The sequence below is a fragment of the Bradyrhizobium erythrophlei genome, assembly GCF_900129425.1.
Taxonomy (GTDB): Bacteria; Pseudomonadota; Alphaproteobacteria; order Rhizobiales; family Xanthobacteraceae; genus Bradyrhizobium; species Bradyrhizobium erythrophlei_C.
In genome coordinates this window covers 1,796,538-1,813,420 of record NZ_LT670817.1, presented here as the reverse complement: position 1 = coordinate 1,813,420, position 16,883 = coordinate 1,796,538, and the positions used below count along the sequence as shown (strand labels likewise).

Below are 16,883 nucleotides of genomic sequence, written 5' to 3'. Positions count from 1 at the left end.
GCCGCGATCAGTGACCGTGGCCGTGGTCCGGCATCTCGGTGCCGGTTGACGGATCGAGGAAGAGCTCGGCGTTCCGGTAGCCATGCCCGAAGTCGAACATGTCCTTGATCGAACCTGCCGTGGCGTCCACCGAACCGCCGCCAAGACGACGACCGTCGAGCCAGTTGTCTTCGATGAAGCGCACGACGGAGGCCTGCGAGATGCGCTCGTGGCTGACGTAGTTCTGCTTCGCGAAGGGCGAGATCACGATGAACGGGATGCGCGTGCCGGGACCGCAGCGGCCGTTAACCGGCTTGCCGTTCAAGCCATTGGGCTGTGTGCCGGTACCGCACTGGCCGGGGCCATTGACCTGGTCGGCAGTGGGATCGAACGACGCGGTCGTGGGCGCGGCGTAGGCGTGGTCGTACCAGCCGTCGGAGTCGTCGTAGGTGATGATCACGGCCGTGTCCTTCCAGTCAGGCTGCTGCTGCAGGAAGTTGATCAATTCGAGGTTTCCGGCCTGCTCATCGAGCGGATCGGAATTACCTGCGTGACCATCCTGGTAAGCCGACATTTTGATGTACGAGACCGCCGGGTAGTTGCCGGCCTTCACCGCATCGTAGAAGTCCTGCAGATCATAACCGTGGTTGGCGGGATCGACCTGGCCGTTCTGCTTGGTGTAACCGACAGCCGCGACCGACTTCGGCCGGGCATGCGTCGGGTTGGCGGTCGACACGTAGTACTGGAACCAGGCGTGGTGCGGAACGTAATCGGTGACGTTGCCGCCGACGACGGTGCTGTTGGTGCTGCGCTTGCAGCCGGTGGTGCCGTTCGTGTTGGTGGCCTGCAGATTGAAGCCGCCCATGAACGAGCCCCAGGTGAGGTTCGCATCGTTGAGCAGATCGCCGATGTTCTTGCCTGTCAGGATCGCCGCGCTCGTGGTGCTCGAGCAGACGTCGTAACCGGGATCGGTGTCACCGATCAGCGTCAGGCCGCCCTGACCGTCGTTGATGGACGAGGAATTGCCGACGATGTTCTTCACGCCGTTGGTCTGGCCGGAGATCACGTTGATCGCGCCAGGGGTCGACGGACCGTAGCTGTCGGTATAGGCATTGTCGCTCATCGCAAAGTGCTGAGCATAATTCCACAAGCCGGTGACCGTGTTGCCGTCGAAATAGCCCATGACCTGGCCGGGAGTGCCAAAGGCGCCGGCGCCGCCCGACGTGCCCCTGCCCGTATATTTCGGGAAGAGGTCGGCCTTGCCGTTGTCATAGGCCTGTTGCTCGGGCGTATAGGAATGGTTCTGAGAAGCCGTGTTCGCCTGCGTGCGATCGAGGCGGAACGGATTGACGGCGTTGGTGCCGTTGAGGGGGTTGGTGGAGTTGGGGTTATTGCTGAGCAGAAGATATGCATTCGCGGCGAGGTTGTTCACGTTCGGCGTATTCCGGTCCGCCTTGAAGACCGGCTCGCCCGACGGGTTGGTCGCCTTCGGGTAGGTGGCGAAGTAATGATCAAACGAGCGGTTCTCGTTGAAAATGACCACGAGATGCTTGATCGGGGTCGCGGTTCGCGCCTCGTTCTGCGGGCGACCGTCATGGCCGTCGTTGCCGTGCTGACCGAAGTCCGGGCCGTTGCCATGTGAATCATCAGCGGCAACCGGACCGCTCCCGGCAACAGCCGCCGCGACGGCAAACAGCGCAACAGTGGAAAGCAGATTCTTTCTCATCATGTTCCTCTAAAAAAGATGGGTTAACGCGACGGTTTATAAACAGCGGCAAATGACGGGCCTGTGTCGGATTGAAGTCAGCAGGTCGCATTTCGCTGAAAACCCATTTCATTTTTTATCCCCGGTTGATTCGATTGCGATCCGGTGGCGCGAGATAACCAAGTCTTTCACTACCGTCGCCGCGCCCCGGCAACACTGACGCGTTCGGCAGTAGCGCGGTCATAAGCGCGCAGGCGTATTGCGGTCGCTCGCGCTCAAGGTATTGCGGAAGGACGGCGCGCCGGCGGCCGGAGACGCGTTGACCGCGACGGGGACATTTTTGATGAGGACGTTGGAAGCTAGGGATGTGGACTCTGCGAATCGTTTTCATGGGCGACCCACACGTCGCTTTGCTTGATTTGATGGATGAGTGCCTGAGGATCGAATTTCCGGAGACCTGGGGGAATCTCGAACCATTGCGCGGGTTGCGGCTCGTCCCGAACGTTCTGGGCGGTAATCACCGCCCCGTCCTCGGTCTTGATCCGCAGCGGAAATTTGTGCACCGGGTCGATCCAGCCGAAGATTTCCTGGCCGGAAGCTGAAACGGCCCGGTAGGCGACGGCGCGGTGCCCCTCGATCGTCTCCTCCCCAACGCGCTCGCAACGCCAGTCACCCTGATCCGCGACGCCAGCCACGCTCGCCATAGCCTGCCACTGCCGGCATGGATCGCCCGGATCGACCTGCACCAATATCCGGGTGAGGCGGCTCGATTGACGGGCGTCCATAAATATCCCAGCGGCCGGCCGCACAAAAAAAGCGGCTGGCTTCGCTCCGTCGATCAGGAAAAAGCCGCCGGCGAATTCCGGCGTTTCAATTCGCACCTTTTCACTGAAAACGTGCACCTTGCCTGCGGGCGCCGCTGCACCACCGTCCCGCGCGATGGCAAGATCGGCGGAAAACTGCTGCGCGGGCGCCGCACCGCAGCCGCAGAACAAAAAGGCGGCGAGAGCAAGCACACTCAACCACGGCCGGTTGGATGGCAAAACAATCAGGGGGCCTTTGCCCATCATCAACACCCGAAAAGGGAAACCCGCCATGAGGGCCGTCGGACTAAAGGCGACAACGACCGGGCCATCAAGCCCGATCGTCGCCACTTCGGTTAGGTTAAATCACGAGGCGTCCCGATCGCCCGTGGATCACTCGGTGTAGGGCTGAGTGACCGCGTGGCTGAAGTCGAACGCGTCGAACAGATCAGCAAGCGCCGGGCTGTTGGTCGGCACGTACGGAGCGTTCTTCGAGAACGTCGGGTTGGGGAAGTTGTCGCGGCTGCGGTTCGTGAGCGGCCTCAGGTTCCAGTTACGCTCGATGAACTTCAGCAACGATACATGATCGCTGTAGTTGTGATAGACCTTGCCGCCGGTCGAATACGGCGAGAGGATCAAGATCGGCGTGCGCGGTCCGTCGCCGAAGAAATCGAGCGACTGGATGAAGCCCGAGTCCCAGTAACCGCCGGCTTCGTCCCAGGTGACGAACACGGCCGTCTCCGCCTTCAGCTCCGGATTGGCGTCGAGCGCACCAAGAACGTTGAGCACGTAGGCTTCGAACAGGTCGACCTTTGAGGACTGCGGATGACCATCGAGCAGACCATCCGGCTTGCCGAACGACACCGAAGGCAGGGTGTTTTTCTGGATCGCCGTGATCAGATCAGCCGTATCCTTGATATGTGCCGTCCGGACAGTCGGGTCGGCCATGATCGAGGTCGCATACTGGAACGGATTGCAGATCTGGCAATAGGCGACGCCGAGAGCGTGAGCCGGATCGGCAAGCGCGGCAGCGCCGAGGTTTGGGCTGGTCGGATTCGCCGCAACCGCAACGTTCGATAGCGCCACGGCATCATTATACGCGCCACCGTAGTAGGCCCAACTAATGTTCTTTTCGATCAGGGCATCGCCGATGGTCCTGACCGGCGATGGCGGGATGTTGCCGGCGCCCGACAGCGCACCGTTCGGCAGGTAGCCGGGGTTGGTGTTGTCGAGCATGTAGTAGTGGTTGGGCTGACAGTTCGGCTCTGCCGCGTAAGGCAGGTTCTCCAGGTAGCTCACGATCGGCCCGACGCCGGGCTGGAACACGTCAGCGCAGGCGCTGAAGTTATTGTCGGCCGTGTACGCATTGACAGTGCCCGAGACCGGATTCGGGTTCGCGATCATGTTCGCTGGCGGCTTGATCGGGTTGCCCTTGCCATCGCTCCAGAAGGCTGCGTCGCCGGTGCCAAGCATGAAGTGGTTGGCGCCGGTGCCGCCATGGAACGACTGATGGAAGTTGTCGCCTAAGGTGAAGCGATCAGCCAGCTGCTTCAGGACCGGAGCCTGCTCCTGCTCCGCATTGTAGAATCCCATCGAGTTGCCCATGCTCTTGTTGCCCGACGAGTAGGTCGCCATCACGAACGGGAACAGGTCTGCCAGACAGCCTGAAGTGTTGCTCTTGGTCGCGCCGGCGGCGCTGCAATCGTCTTGCTGCCAATCCTGGTAGAAGCGGTGCGTGGTGTCGCCGGTGTAGTCGTCGTCGGTGAGCTGGGGCCCCTGCAGCGGGAACGGTCCCGTCAGCGTGCCGGCGCCGGGAACGCGGGTGTCTTGAACGCCGGTCGGCAAGCCGCTGGCGCCGGTCGTCAGGATGTCGGCGTCCGCCGGATTGATGTCTTGTTCGACGTGCGCTTCGGTGATCGTATTGAACGGAGCACCGGTGTCGCTCTGCGCGGTCGGGGTGCCGTTGGTGTTGGGCTGCGGCATCGCGTTGGCCGCGCTGTAGGGCGACTTGGCGATAGCCGGAGCGCCGATGTAGTAGGACGGCTGCGCGGCGACCGAGTATTGCTGCGCCTGAGCGAAGTTCGGGCCCGGTGTGCCGTCTTCGTTGACAATGCCCTTCGACAGCAGGTTGGAGATGGTCTCACCCCTGCCCTTCGGCTTGTAGACACCGAAGGTGTGATCCAGGCCGCGGTTTTCACCGATCAGGATAATGACGTGCTTGATCGGCGAAGCGGTCTTAGCCGTGTTCTGGTTCTTGCCGTCATCACCATGGTTGTTGTTGCCGTTATTGTTCTCACCGTTGCCGCCATGGGAGCGGTCGGAATGCGAACGCAAATCCCAGCTGCTTCGGCCCCAGTTCGTGGCAGCATAGCTCGCGGTCCCGACTGCCATCGTGGACACGATGCACAGCGCGGTGGTGACCCGCCATCTTCTTTTCAAATTGAACGTCGGTTTCATTGTCGACCCCAGAGGTTGAATTAGCGTAGCACTACTTAGTGGGTCAACATGACGCAGGCATATCGATGTTGTGAATGCGCTGAAATAAATTCAGAAGCCTCCAAAATTCTTTCGCTGAAGAACTTGCCGGCGCGATGAAAAATAATTTTTGTAAAGCGGACTACTCTTTCATTGGCGCTCATTTTTCTCGTGAACACTGGCAACGTGCGCGTCGGCATTGGACCAGCGAACGCGGGCATGATCCTGCAAGGTCGAACCTCGTTGATCCGACAGCGGTCAATTCTTTGCGGCGACATGATTTTCTCAGGCGGCAACGCGATCTTTGTGCTGCCGCAACGCTCCAGATCATGATCCAGATTGAATCGGATCGTGATCTGCTCCGGCATTTCGAGCGACGCATTTGATGCGTCTGGACGCCGGTTCGCACGAGGAAACCGCGCCGAACAGAAGAATAGCGCCAAGTCCTGATCGATCGGAGCCGAACAGCCTCGTGGACCTCAGTGCGACATATGCCTCGACTGCATCACCTGCCGTAGCGCCGCGTAATGCGAATCATGCACCGCGGGATTGAACAACGACCACGGTTCGGCGCTGGCCAGCAGCGCGGGCACCGCGGCGGCCATCAGATAACGATAATTCCTGTAATCCGCCGCCGCGTCAGTGGTCCGGCCGTCCGCGACGGCCATATCGATCCGTCGCAAGGTGAGAACGAGTTCCTTAAGAGCCGTGCGCGCCAAGACACGCTGCTGCTCGCCGCCCGACACGCTGGTGTTCTTCCGGTCGGGATAATCTTCGGTCAATTCTCGCAATTCATTGCCGATGGTGTCGACCGCCAGCGCGACGATATCCTTGTCGCCTGCCGGAATCGCCGTCGCGAGGACGGTGGTGAAATCGTTGATTTCCTTCATCGATGCCCCCGCGCCTTCGCGCTCATATGGTTGCGTACCGTCGCCCACGGCGGTGAGGTAGGCCACGAGATCCTGTCGATCCTGTGCAGAGAGGCCGAGATCGAATACGCGATCGAAATGCGCCACCACCTGATCATAGCTGTCGAAGCGGCCATCGTGGAAATACGGCGCGTTGAAATCCGCGTTGCGCAGCGTCGGTGTCTTGAAAAGACCGCCGGAGCCGACGTCATGTTGCTGATGATCGACGAAGGCGCCCGAGGGAACATGACAGCCGGCGCAACTCAGATTCGGATCGTGCGGGAACGGCTTCATGAACAACGCCTCGCCGCGACGCTCCGATTCGCTGATCTTTCCGATCAATCGCCCGCCGGGACCGAGACTGGGATTGTTCAGGAAGTCGATGTCCTGGATGTAGGCGACGATCGCGTCGAGGATAACCGGCGCCGGTTCGGGCCCGGCAAACTCATTGACGACGACATTGCGGACGAAATCCCGCAGCGACGCCATGCGGCCGTCCTGGCCATAGGGCGCAAGATAGCGTGCACCGCGCAGGCTCGGGATCCTCACGGGATCGAGCACAAAATTGTCCGCCTTCGGATTGAACAGCGGACCGGTGGTGTCGAAATTGCCCGGGCGCGTCGACATCTTTGGCACGAAGAACTTGGCGTTTCCCGCGCCGTTGACATGGCAGGTACCGCAACTCAAGCCGGCCTGCCGGGCCACCCCGCCGAGAATTCCGGGCGAACTGAAGGCCAGATTGCCGAGATTGACCAAGTACGACTTGCCGCCGGCGATGTCAGACCGGAATACTTCGCGTGGCTTGTCGAGCGCGTCTTCGTTGAGTTCGGTTTTTGCGGGCAATGTCGTCTGATCGCCGTCGACCGGAAAAGCCATGACGCGCCCGTAAAAGCCCGCGACCAGAAGTCCGGGCACCAGAGCAGCGATGAATGAGCGGCGGAGGATCATTGCGATGCGGCCTCCAGCGTCGAGCGCCGCAATCCCAATTTGTCGGACGCCCCCTGCAGCGTGATCACCAGTTCCTCGCTGGCGCGTCGCAGGGCGGAGACATCGACGTGTTGCAGATCGGGCGCCGCTACGATCGCCCTGAGTTGTTCGATCCTTGCATCCACCGCGCCGGCGAGCCTGGCGTCGGCGGTCCTGAGCGCGGGCGCGAAAATCGTATGGTAGGCGAAATCGATGCCGGCGACGTTATTGCGCATGTCGTCGAGCGAAGTGCCGCTGATGCGCGATTCACCACCGTCAGCTTTACTCTCGCCGACCTCATAGGCCAGCCGCACGGTGCCGTCCAAGATGCCCTGCGGCGTGAGCGGTATGTCGCGAAGCCTGTCGTGAAGGCTGTCCAGATGCCCGACAAGCGCTTTGGCATCGCCATCGACATCAGTAAGACCGGCGCCAAACAGCTCAGCCTCGATGGCATGGAAGCCGCTGTCGGCATTCGGCCACGCATCGATCTGGGCGTCGAGTTCGGGAACAAAGCCCGCCGTGAACACTTCCGAACGCTCCCATCCGGAGCGGGCGGAAATCCAGGCCTTCTTCGCGCCCTTCAAATCCCCGGCAGCGGCGCGCTCACGCAATTCACGGGCACCCGCCAGTGCCTGGCCGATGCCGTCAATCATGTAAGGCCGATAATCCTCCGCCGCGACATCAAGCGGTGCGGCGCTCGCCGTGCGCATGCCAAGTCCCAGCATCGCAAGACACACCGCTACTCTCACATGGATCATCGTCACAAAAATTCCCGGCGACGACAAACCCGCGACCGTCGCAAAACATGGCAGCTACCGGCGTGCAATATTGTAAATTCTGTTTGCCGTTTTGTGACGGGATCGTTTCGCGTCGCGCTTTTCATGGAATAAAAACGATTTGCTGCGGAAATAAATCGGCCGAAAAAAAATTGCGCAGCAATTTGCGTTGCCTGTTCGCGACAAAAATAGTTTCTTCAAGGACCGTGCGTATTCCTTGTCATAAGGCCGATATGGTCGTAGCTCCGGCCGTCTCGTACCGACTCATTCGTCGTTCTCTGGCAAGGCTCGCATGATCATAGACACCGAAACGCTGCGTCTTTTGGGGTTCTTCGCGGCGCTTTGCCTGCTATGCCGCGCACTGGCGCTGATCGATATTCGTCGCGGCATCATTCCGGACGGCTTGAACCTGTCCATCGCCGGCCTCGGACTGGTGAAAGCCGTCATTGCCGGCGGCAGCGCGGCCGGCATCGAAGCCGCATGTGAAGGCGCAGCCATCGGACTAATCTTCTGGCTGCTGCGACGATTGTATTTCGTGCTACGAAAAATTCAGGGTCTTGGCCTCGGGGACGTCAAGTTCCTTGCCGCTGCGGGACTGTGGATCGGTGTCGCCGGGATGCCTACGCTGTTGCTGATCGCCACGCTGACGGCGCTCGTCGCAGCCGGCGGCTTGCAACTGGCCGGGCGAGACATGACACGGCAGACATCCTTGCCGTTCGGACCCTTTCTGGCCATCGGCCTGCTACTGACATTCGTCTCGCAGCAATTCCTCGGCGCGCTCTAACACTCGCGCCGGATCAACGAAAGGACAGATCATCGCCGCGAAGCCACCGGCCTCTCGATCGCGCTCACTGGCAGCGGATGGACCTCGCTGGTCGGCTGGCCGCCGCCCGGCTGCGGCAATGCCAGCACAGCTTCGTGTTCACCCTTCTCCATGGTCACCTCACCGCCCCGGATCGCGCGTAGTTTCCAGCCCTGATGATTCTCGCCGAGTTTCAGCCGCAGCGCGGCTTTCGTCGACTGGTCAAGGAAAATCCCGAAACCTTCGTCGTCGCTGGCGATGGTGCCGACCAGAGAAAGCTGGGGAGGCTCGATTTTTCGCGGCGGCGACTTGGCAACCACTGGTTCGGCGGCGATCGCAGCTGGCGGCGGACGGCGGGAGGGCGAAAAAATTGGACGGTCGCGCGTGACCGAGAATTGACTGAGCGGCACGGCCCATAGTGGGTTGGCGCTTGGCGTCCGCGCCGGCGAGCCCGGCGGCGCGACGACGCGCACGGCCGTAACCGGCTCGGCCGGAGTGGAAGATACTGCCGGCGGCCTGTTGGGCCGTGCCTCGTCGCCGAGGTCGGCATCCAGCGCATCGCTGGACACAGCGGCGGCCGACGCGACGTCATGGACCGACAACGCCAGAAAAGTGAGACCGATCGTGAAGCCGCGCCTCATTTGGCACCTCGCCATTGCCCCGACACCGTCAGCAGGATTCGCAACTTCCCGCTTCCCGGGCCGGACGCAGCGGTCGGAGTCTGGACCACGAGTTGATCGATGAACAGGAAAGGCATCCCGGCTTCAAGGTCGTAGAGTAATTGCTGCAATTGAGGCTGCTCGATCTCGCAGCTGGCAATCATGCTCAGAAACCCGGTCTTTGACGGCGTGCCTTGCAGATCGAGCTGGGTCGACAGCACGTTGCCGCCGAATTTCGCGACCGCTTCGGACACGCGCTGCAGCAGCGTTGCGCCCGCGACGGTCACGGTCGCACCCTCGAGATAGGCCGAGCCCGCCGGCATCGTCACGTTACCGGACGAGCCGCCAGCGGCGGCGGGTCTGCGCCCCTCAAGCAGCTCCAGCATGGCCGACGACGCCGCCACCTGGCTGCGCTGGTCGAGGACACCAGCGATCGACGTCACCGTGACGAACAGCAGCGCACTCACCAGACCGACGTAGACCGCTGTCGCCACCATGGGCGACGTGGTGATGGCTTTTCTCGATGCAGCGTAGGCGCTCACGTGCCGGATCCAAAATAGGCTGTGATATGGGCTTCGATATGGAAACGCTCGCCCGGCTCGTTCGCCGCGCGCGTGGTCGGCGCGAAGAAGGTGGCGCGGGTGAATTGCGGGGACTGCTCCATCAGGCTGATGAGGGATGGCGCATCCTGCGTCATGCCTACGACCTGGACCTTGTCGCCGTCGATCCGCAGCTCCGTTACATAAGTGCTGTCGGGCAACACGCGGGAGATGGCCTCCAGCACCACGACGCTGGATGGGGTCGCCTGCTTGCGCTTCGCCAGCAGGCCAAGACCCGATCCGGTGGAATTCGGATCGAGGCGCAACGCGGCGCGGCGCTGCGAAAGCTGCCGCTGCAACTCGCCCTGTTGCGACTGGAGGGAACTCCCGAGATAGGTAGAGATCAACAGCGACGCCGCAGCGGCAACGCCGGCGGAGAGCAGAATGGCACGCAGAAGAAGCGGTATCCTCGTCGTCCCGATTGCGCTTCGCCACGGCTGGTCGAGCAGCTTGATCCGGGCGGATGCTCCGTCACCCAGCGAAGCCGTGGCATATATGGCAACAGAGGCCACATCCAGCGCTTGCGCGTACTGGAGCAGAGGCTGCACCTTCAGCTTGGATGTCGCGGCGAAGATCACGTCGATCCGGTCGTTCGCCGCGGGCGTCGGCGGGCTCCAGCCGAATACCGCGTCATTGGCGGTCCAGGGCGTCAGACGATCGATCTGCGTCCTGACCATGCCGTCAAGAAAATCACCGGCCTTGCTCGGGAAGTCGAGCAGGCACGTCATGACATGACCGGATTGCACCTGCGCTTCGACACGGCTGCCGCGAAACGCCGCCTTCCAGTCCGCCGGCAACGGCGGCTGCGGCCTACCGCTATCGAGGCGAAAGACCAGGTCGGGCAGCGCCGGGGCCTTTTTCGCCGCGATTGTCCTGGCCGTGAACACGTCGTCGTCACCTTCCTCGAGCAGTATCCGCCGCGAGCGGATGAATTGGCCAGCAGCCGCATCGGCGGCGCCGGTCACGGCCGCAATCCATTCGCCGAACAGCTGCTGGAACTCGGAAATCATGCCCATCATACGCCCCTGCGTTTCCGCACGCTGCGGCTGGGCTCCACGTCATCCTGCCAGGACAGCACGCGGTATGGTTCAGCCTTGTCGCCGAGCGCGATCGCCACTTCCGACGCGGTACGGCGGCCGTTGCTGAAATTGATCGTGGCCTCGATCCGGTAGGACGAGCTCTTTGCCTTCATCGCGCCGTCGGACGCCGGAGCGGATGCGTCGCTAGACGCATCGCTCGACAGCGCAAATCGCTCGCCGGACCCGCCGCCGGGATTGTCCGACGGCTTGCCGGGCAATGCAGCGATCACCTCGGGGGCCGCGATCGTGGCATCGACGCCAGCCGATCCGTTGAACACCGTCACGAACGGCAGCGCGCGATCCACCAACGCTGGAGGCAGGCCAGCCACGAGCGCGAGTTCATTCACATTCGTAAACAGCGACTGCCGCGGCCCATATTTCAGCCCCGCCGCGGCGTAGAGCGCTTCCTCGTCATTGGTGCCACCGGGCACAGGACGGGTGCGCCATCCGACGATCCGGTCTGCGTCTTCCGTGGCGGCGGCTCGAGTAGCGCCCAGCCCTGCGAACAGACCGGCCAAGACTTCCTTGGGAGCGAAATTGAGATCGATGCGGGCAGCTTCGGAGGTGAAGATGACGAGAACGTCGGCATCGTCCATCCGGAAGTGAAACGATCCGCGCGAGGGTCGCGCCTTGTCGCCCGCCAGCGTCAGCTGATAGGCAGTGAGTTCGAGGCTCGCGGACACCAGCGCTTCGGTCTGCAGCGCGGTATCGTTGAGCGCCAGCGCCTGCGCCGAGGCAGACAGATACAGCGAAAAGATCACCGCCAGCGCCGACAAGGCCATGATAATCCAGAGCACGGCAACGATCACGAAGCCTCGCTCCGCAGCTGGCGCGTCGGCGCGGTCCCTTGTCATAGCGTCCCTCCCTGCCCCGCAATTCCGGCTTGCGGAGCTGCCGCTGCATCGGGTGGAACGTCCTGCTTGTCCTTGTCGTCGCAACCACCGTCAGGCCGCGCGCAGGCGCTCGGCGCCTGGACGTGAACCGGCGTTATTGTCGAGATCGACAGGACGCGCTCGGTACTCGCATCACGAATTGTCAGCCTGATCATGGCTGGCAGCTTGTCGGCCCCCCGCCACGTGTTTTTCCAGACCCGATCCGGACCGGCATAGGCGAACGACAGCCGAAACGGCGCGCGCAGCAGCACCACCGGATCGCCGAAATGCAATTCTTCCGACAGCGACGAAGCGGAAGGCAGCGGCGTGAATCGCGTCCGCGAACGTACCGTCACGAATTCGCGGCGCTCGGTCGTCTCGCCCAGGTGCACGACGTCAAGTCCAGCGCCGGCGTTGGGGCCCAGCGCCGTGCGGACGAACATTACCGATAGCTCCGATCCCTCGAACAGGGGACGGCGCGAATCGCGATTGGCTGGAACATATTCGGCCGCGGCGAGATCGGCCCCGATCCGCTGCAGCGCGATGCCGATCACCTCGCTGCGCTGGATACGGCCGAGACCGCGATTCCAGTTCGGGAGCCACTGCGCAGTGATGCTCGCGAGCGCCGAGAGCACCAGCCCCATCAACGCCAGCGCGACAATGGCCTCGATCAACGTGAAGCCACGTTCGCCCGCGCGCCGCTGAGTCATCGTGCCAATCATTTGGAGGGCTTCTGCATCAGGCGAACGGTGCGAATGTCGGACAACGCGCCGGAGGGAGATTTGACGCGCACCCTCACGAGTTCGGGGACCCACGGAATGTCGGCGTTCGGCACCGTCCAGTCGCCGCCAAGCGGCATGACTTCTACGGTCCAGCGATAGTTGTCGGTCTGCCCGGACAAGGTGCCGGGACGAAGCTCGGCTCGCGGCGGAAGGCCGGCGGTCATGACGGTGCGTGCCGTCTGCGTCAGGGCGACATGCTGCTCCAGCGACCGCACCCCGCGCACATTGGTCGCCATCAGCGAACCGATCGCGACGATCGAGACAGCGACGATTGCAAGCGCGATCAGCACTTCGATGATCGTGAAACCGGCGTCGCGATCAGTTGATGCTGGTGTCCCGGGGAACAATCTCGATCCTTCCTGTCAGCCAGTTGACACGAATTTCAAAGCCTGCATCAAAGCGAGTCAGCGCGATGGTGCCCCCGCATGAGGTACCGTTGGCGAAAAAATCGATGGTCGACAATGCTGTCCGCTGCCGGCAGGTTTGCGGCAGCAACGCATCGAAACGCACATCGTCGGGAATCCGGATCACGGCCCGCGACGCCCCGGAACGAATAGCGCGCGCCTGCGCATCGACCACGGTGGCAACATTGGTCCGGTCGCGGATCGCCGCATTACGATCCGCTTTCAGCAGCGTCGCGGCCTGCAGCGCATAGGCCTGCAGCCGCGATCGCGACGTCTGCTGCGGAATGAACGGCAACAGCACGGCCGCCAGCAGCGCGATGATGGCCAGCACGCACACGATCTCGAGCAGAGTAAAACCGCGCTCGGCGACGTCACTCATTTTTCGCGGTGTTGTTTTCGAGCGAAATGTCGGCGGCAACCCCGCTGCCGCCTTCCTGACCGTCGGATCCGTAGGACATGATGTCGTACGGGCCGCGCTCTCCGGGCGAACGATACACGTAGCTGTTGTTCCACGGATCGTTGGGAACGTTGCCGCCCTTCAGATAGGGTCCGTTCCAGGCGGCAACGCCCGGCGTTTGGCGGACCAGGGCCGTCAGTCCTTCTGCCGTGGAGGGAAACCGGCCGGCGTCGAGATAGAACAGGTCGAGCGCGCTCGCAAAGCTCTGCAGCTGAATTTTGGCCGCCTTGACCTTGGATTCGCTGAGATAGTTGAGAACGCGCGGACCGATCAGGCCCATGATGAGGCCGATGATGGTGATCACCACCAGCATCTCAACCAGCGTGAAGCCCTGCTGGCCCGCATCAGGCTCGCACTTGCGCCGGACAGACCGGTCTTCTGATCGCCTGACGAAAATTCCGCCGACGCTCTTGAGCGATATCATAATGAACCAACCTTTGATCTAGCCGACGAGTTGCGTGACCGACAGCAGCGCGGTCATGACCGACACGATCAGCCCGCCGACAACCGTGCTGATGGCGACGATGGCAAGCGGCCCGACGATGCCCACCACGCGATCAAGGCTGCGCTGCAATTTTGCTTCATAGAAATCGGCAACCCGGCCGGCCAAGGCCGGCAGTTGCCCGGTTTCCTCACCCAGACGCAGCATGCGAACCGCCATCGGCGGCAGGCTCGTTGCCCCGGACAGGGCATCGGACAGCTTGCCTCCATGACGAACGCGATCGGCGGCCGCAGTCCAGGTTGCTTCGTTTCCGGTCACCGCCATGATGTCAACCAGGATGCGCAAGGTGGCCGTGAGGTTGACACCGCTCCCGAGTAGCACGCCGAGGTTGCGGCAAAACAGACTGGTGCGGTAAAACTGGAAGATCCCGCCGATACCGGGCACGTGTGAGACTGCGGTCATGATTGCCGCGCCTGTGCCGGGCCGGCGCAGCAGCCACCAGACCCCCGCCACCGCCGCCGCAGCCGCAAGCATTGCGGCGGTGGCATTCGCCCGCAGAAAGTCCGACAGCTTGATGAACGCACCGAGCGTCGTATCCGACTTGGCGCCGAAGTCCTGCAGCACCGTCGAAAACTGCGGCAGCACGAACAAGATGAAGAACAGCATGACCCCGGCGGCTGCGACCAGCACAAAGGCTGGGTATTGCATCGCGTCCGTCAGCTTGCGGCGCATCAGTTCGGACCGCGCCCGTTCTGCCCCCAGCATGTCGAGAACCTGATCGAGCGTGCCCGATACCTCGCCGACGCGCACCAGCGCGCCATACATCGGGGGAAACAGCGTCGGATGATCCGCCACCGCATCCGCCAGGCTCTCGCCGCTGAGAAGCGCCGCGCGGAGCTTGCCGACCACCGGACGCATCCGTCCGACGTCGGCGTCGGTCGCCAGCAGTTCGAGCGCGTCGTCGAGACGTGCGCCCGCCTTCAGCAGCAGCGCCATATCCCTGGTGAAGGTCGTAATTTCGGCGGCGCTCGGCCGGCCGAACAGACCGAAGCCGCCGGAACTGGAAGCGGCGCGCTTGTCTTCGACGGTCTCGATCGGTAAAAGCCGCAAATATTCGATCCGGCGCGCGACTTCGGCTGATGTCGGCGCCGAGAGCGTGCCGTTCACGATCTCGCCGTTCTGCGTCAGGGCTCGGTAGCGAAAAGTCGGCACGCGTTCACCGCACGGTTGTGACACGGAGAATTTCGGCTGGCGAAGTGAGACCCGCGCGGCATTTCGCGATGCCGTCATTGAGCATCGTCGTCATTCCACCGTGGATCGCCATCTCGTCGATCTTCAGCCCGTCCGTCTTGTCCGAGATCAGATCGCGGATACCGTTGGTCAGTTCCAGAAGCTCGAAGACGCCGAGCCGGCCACGATAGCCCGTGCCGCCGCAGCGTTCGCAGCCGCACGGCTCCTGAATCACTTCTCCGGTCCGGAATCCTAGCGCCGCGAGCCGGGGATCTTCGGCAAAATCGGCATCGTTGAGCGCCCGCGGTGATTTGCAGCGCTCGCACAGTTGGCGAACCAGCCGCTGGGCGATCACGGCGCGCAGCACCGATCGCAGCAGGTAACCTTCGACGCCGAGATCGAGCAGACGGGGCACCGCCGCCGCCGCGGTTTCTGTATGTAACGTGGTCAGCACCAGATGACCTGTGAGTGCGGCATGGACAGCCACATGCGCTGTCTCGGAATCACGCACTTCACCGATCATGATGACGTCGGGATCCTGACGCACGAACGACCGCAGCGCGGCCGCGAATGTCAGCCCGATCGCCGGCTTGACCTGCGATTGATTGACGCCAGGGATTTCGTATTCGACCGGATCCTCGATCGTCAGGATTTTTCGGACCGGTTCATTCAGGATCGACAGTATGGTCGCAAGTGTCGTGGTCTTGCCGCTGCCGGTCGGGCCGGTGATGACGATCATGCCGTGAGGCAGCTTCAGCAAACGCCGCAGCGTGGCATCGTCGGACGACGAAAATCCCAGCTTTTCGACAACAAGTAGCCCGCGATCCTTCGGCAGGATGCGGATAACGGCGGATTCGCCGTGCTGCGTTGGCATGATCGCGACGCGGATGTCGACGTCGGCGCGCCCTGCCCGCAACCGTGCGGCGCCGTCCTGTGGCAAACGGCGCTCCGCGATGTTGAGGTTGGCGACGATCTTGATGCGCGAAATCAAGGCCCGCGGCAACACACCGGCCGGCGCCACCACCGGCCGCAGCAGGCCGTCGATGCGCATGCGGACCACAAGCCCGGCGGGGAACGGCTCGATGTGAATGTCGCTTGCGCGCAATTCCACTGCTTTTTCAAGCAGATCGTTGACTGCACGTACCACCGGTGCGCCACTGGCAAGATCCCGCAGGCTCTCGATGTCGTCTTCCCGCGGCTGCGCCGCCAGCTCCGCGGCCGGATCGACGTCGTCTTCGCCCAGACGCTGGTTCAGAACAACCGCAAGATCCTCCGATGTCGCGATCCTGATCACGACGCCGGCGCCCAATACGATTTGCACGGCGCGCTGCACCGCGACATCGGTCGGATCCGCAACCGCGACCATGGCGCGGCCGTTGGATTGATAGGGGAAAACCAGCATCTCGCGCAGAAAGCGTTGCGAGAATGACGCCACCAGCGGCGCCGCCGACATCATATCCTGCAGCGTGACGCGCTCGAGACCATAGAAACGGGCTGCTTCATCTGCGAACTCGGCGGCCGATAAATCAGTAAGCTCCCACAGATTGGCACGACGGCGATCGGATACGACCTGCCCTACGGCACCATCGCGTCCGTCCACACTCGTCAAGTGCTTGCCTTGACGCAGATATTCCACGAACTGCAAGGACAAGTCGCTGGCCATTCGTCTTTCCGCTCGCGCGTTTTTTTATGGTCGATCGGCGCAACGCGTTTCGTCGCCAGCCGTCGACCGCACTTATCGATCCGAAGTATGACACCTGTACGAAGCGCGCGACGCTCAAGCTGCTCAAAACAAATTCAACAACGATATCCACCGACAACGGCATGGCGGTGTGTTCTGAAATCAACGCAATGAAATGATTGACCGTTGACCAGCGCCAACAATTATTTCTGTCATGAACCACCGCTAAGTATCCCCGCCGTGTGAACGGATCGTCACGAACGA

At 62.3% G+C, this 16,883-nt stretch carries 18 protein-coding genes; 2 read left to right on the top strand and 16 right to left on the bottom strand.

The window, feature by feature from the left end; genetic code table 11:
• Nucleotides 1–7: 7 nt before the first annotated feature.
• From B5527_RS08675 to B5527_RS08650, 6 genes are all read right to left on the bottom strand, one after another.
• Nucleotides 8–1,705, bottom strand: a complete 1,698-nt coding sequence (locus B5527_RS08675; protein WP_154072107.1) for a phospholipase C — start codon at nucleotides 1,703–1,705, stop codon at nucleotides 8–10.
• A 338-nt stretch (nucleotides 1,706–2,043) separates the two neighbouring features.
• Nucleotides 2,044–2,838 carry a hypothetical protein gene (locus B5527_RS08670; protein ID WP_079600915.1) on the bottom strand — a complete coding sequence of 265 codons (795 nt, stop codon included), beginning with the start codon at nucleotides 2,836–2,838 and terminating at the stop codon, nucleotides 2,044–2,046.
• 42 nt (nucleotides 2,839–2,880) lie between these two features.
• Nucleotides 2,881–4,944: an alkaline phosphatase family protein gene (locus tag B5527_RS08665; protein WP_079600914.1), complete on the bottom strand. Its 2,064-nt coding sequence runs from the start codon at nucleotides 4,942–4,944 to the stop codon at nucleotides 2,881–2,883.
• A 35-nt stretch (nucleotides 4,945–4,979) separates the two neighbouring features.
• On the bottom strand, nucleotides 4,980–5,405 hold the full coding sequence (locus B5527_RS43630; RefSeq protein WP_154072106.1) for a hypothetical protein: 426 nt from the start codon (nucleotides 5,403–5,405) through the stop codon (nucleotides 4,980–4,982).
• 36 nt (nucleotides 5,406–5,441) lie between these two features.
• The gene (locus B5527_RS08655; protein WP_079600912.1) at nucleotides 5,442–6,818 is read right to left on the bottom strand and encodes a cytochrome c peroxidase; all 1,377 of its coding nucleotides are present in this window, start codon (nucleotides 6,816–6,818) and stop codon (nucleotides 5,442–5,444) included.
• Nucleotides 6,815–7,594, bottom strand: coding sequence for an EfeM/EfeO family lipoprotein (locus tag B5527_RS08650; protein WP_079607164.1), 780 nt, complete (start codon nucleotides 7,592–7,594; stop codon nucleotides 6,815–6,817). Before B5527_RS08650 ends, B5527_RS08655 begins: the two co-directional genes overlap by 4 nt.
• Nucleotides 7,595–7,904: 310 nt before the next feature.
• Here B5527_RS08650 and B5527_RS08645 point away from each other — a divergent pair, with 310 nt between their 5' ends.
• A complete protein-coding gene (locus B5527_RS08645; RefSeq protein WP_079600911.1) occupies nucleotides 7,905–8,396 on the top strand; it encodes a prepilin peptidase in 492 nt (163 codons plus the stop codon).
• 29 nt (nucleotides 8,397–8,425) lie between these two features.
• Here the strand turns inward: B5527_RS08645 and B5527_RS08640 are convergent, their stop codons facing one another.
• From B5527_RS08640 to B5527_RS08595, 10 genes are read right to left on the bottom strand one after another with little or no spacing between them, the layout of a single operon-like run.
• Nucleotides 8,426–9,055: a hypothetical protein gene (locus B5527_RS08640; RefSeq protein WP_079600910.1), complete on the bottom strand. Its 630-nt coding sequence runs from the start codon at nucleotides 9,053–9,055 to the stop codon at nucleotides 8,426–8,428.
• Nucleotides 9,052–9,615 carry a type II secretion system protein GspM gene (gspM, locus tag B5527_RS08635; protein ID WP_245332548.1) on the bottom strand — a complete coding sequence of 188 codons (564 nt, stop codon included), beginning with the start codon at nucleotides 9,613–9,615 and terminating at the stop codon, nucleotides 9,052–9,054. The genes B5527_RS08640 and gspM overlap by 4 nt, the downstream gene beginning before the upstream one ends.
• On the bottom strand, nucleotides 9,612–10,688 hold the full coding sequence (locus B5527_RS08630; RefSeq protein WP_079600908.1) for a PilN domain-containing protein: 1,077 nt from the start codon (nucleotides 10,686–10,688) through the stop codon (nucleotides 9,612–9,614). The genes gspM and B5527_RS08630 overlap by 4 nt, the downstream gene beginning before the upstream one ends.
• Nucleotides 10,688–11,605 carry a general secretion pathway protein GspK gene (locus tag B5527_RS08625; RefSeq protein ID WP_079600907.1) on the bottom strand — a complete coding sequence of 306 codons (918 nt, stop codon included), beginning with the start codon at nucleotides 11,603–11,605 and terminating at the stop codon, nucleotides 10,688–10,690. The genes B5527_RS08630 and B5527_RS08625 overlap by 1 nt, the downstream gene beginning before the upstream one ends.
• On the bottom strand, nucleotides 11,602–12,333 hold the full coding sequence (locus B5527_RS08620; RefSeq protein WP_079607163.1) for a PulJ/GspJ family protein: 732 nt from the start codon (nucleotides 12,331–12,333) through the stop codon (nucleotides 11,602–11,604). Before B5527_RS08620 ends, B5527_RS08625 begins: the two co-directional genes overlap by 4 nt.
• 8 nt (nucleotides 12,334–12,341) lie before the next feature.
• Nucleotides 12,342–12,752, bottom strand: coding sequence for a PulJ/GspJ family protein (locus B5527_RS08615; protein ID WP_079600906.1), 411 nt, complete (start codon nucleotides 12,750–12,752; stop codon nucleotides 12,342–12,344).
• Nucleotides 12,724–13,188: a type II secretion system protein gene (locus B5527_RS08610; protein WP_079600905.1), complete on the bottom strand. Its 465-nt coding sequence runs from the start codon at nucleotides 13,186–13,188 to the stop codon at nucleotides 12,724–12,726. The genes B5527_RS08615 and B5527_RS08610 overlap by 29 nt, the downstream gene beginning before the upstream one ends.
• On the bottom strand, nucleotides 13,181–13,690 hold the full coding sequence (gene gspG, locus B5527_RS08605) for a type II secretion system major pseudopilin GspG (protein WP_079600904.1): 510 nt from the start codon (nucleotides 13,688–13,690) through the stop codon (nucleotides 13,181–13,183). Before gspG ends, B5527_RS08610 begins: the two co-directional genes overlap by 8 nt.
• 18 nt (nucleotides 13,691–13,708) lie before the next feature.
• On the bottom strand, nucleotides 13,709–14,920 hold the full coding sequence (locus B5527_RS08600) for a type II secretion system F family protein (RefSeq protein ID WP_079600903.1): 1,212 nt from the start codon (nucleotides 14,918–14,920) through the stop codon (nucleotides 13,709–13,711).
• Between the two features lie 4 nt (nucleotides 14,921–14,924).
• Complete coding sequence (locus tag B5527_RS08595; RefSeq protein WP_079600902.1) at nucleotides 14,925–16,601, bottom strand: GspE/PulE family protein; 1,677 nt, start codon at nucleotides 16,599–16,601, stop codon at nucleotides 14,925–14,927.
• Between the two features lie 26 nt (nucleotides 16,602–16,627).
• Here B5527_RS08595 and B5527_RS43625 point away from each other — a divergent pair, with 26 nt between their 5' ends.
• Nucleotides 16,628–16,798, top strand: coding sequence for a hypothetical protein (locus B5527_RS43625; RefSeq protein WP_154072104.1), 171 nt, complete (start codon nucleotides 16,628–16,630; stop codon nucleotides 16,796–16,798).
• The last annotated feature ends 85 nt before the right edge of the window (nucleotides 16,799–16,883 follow it).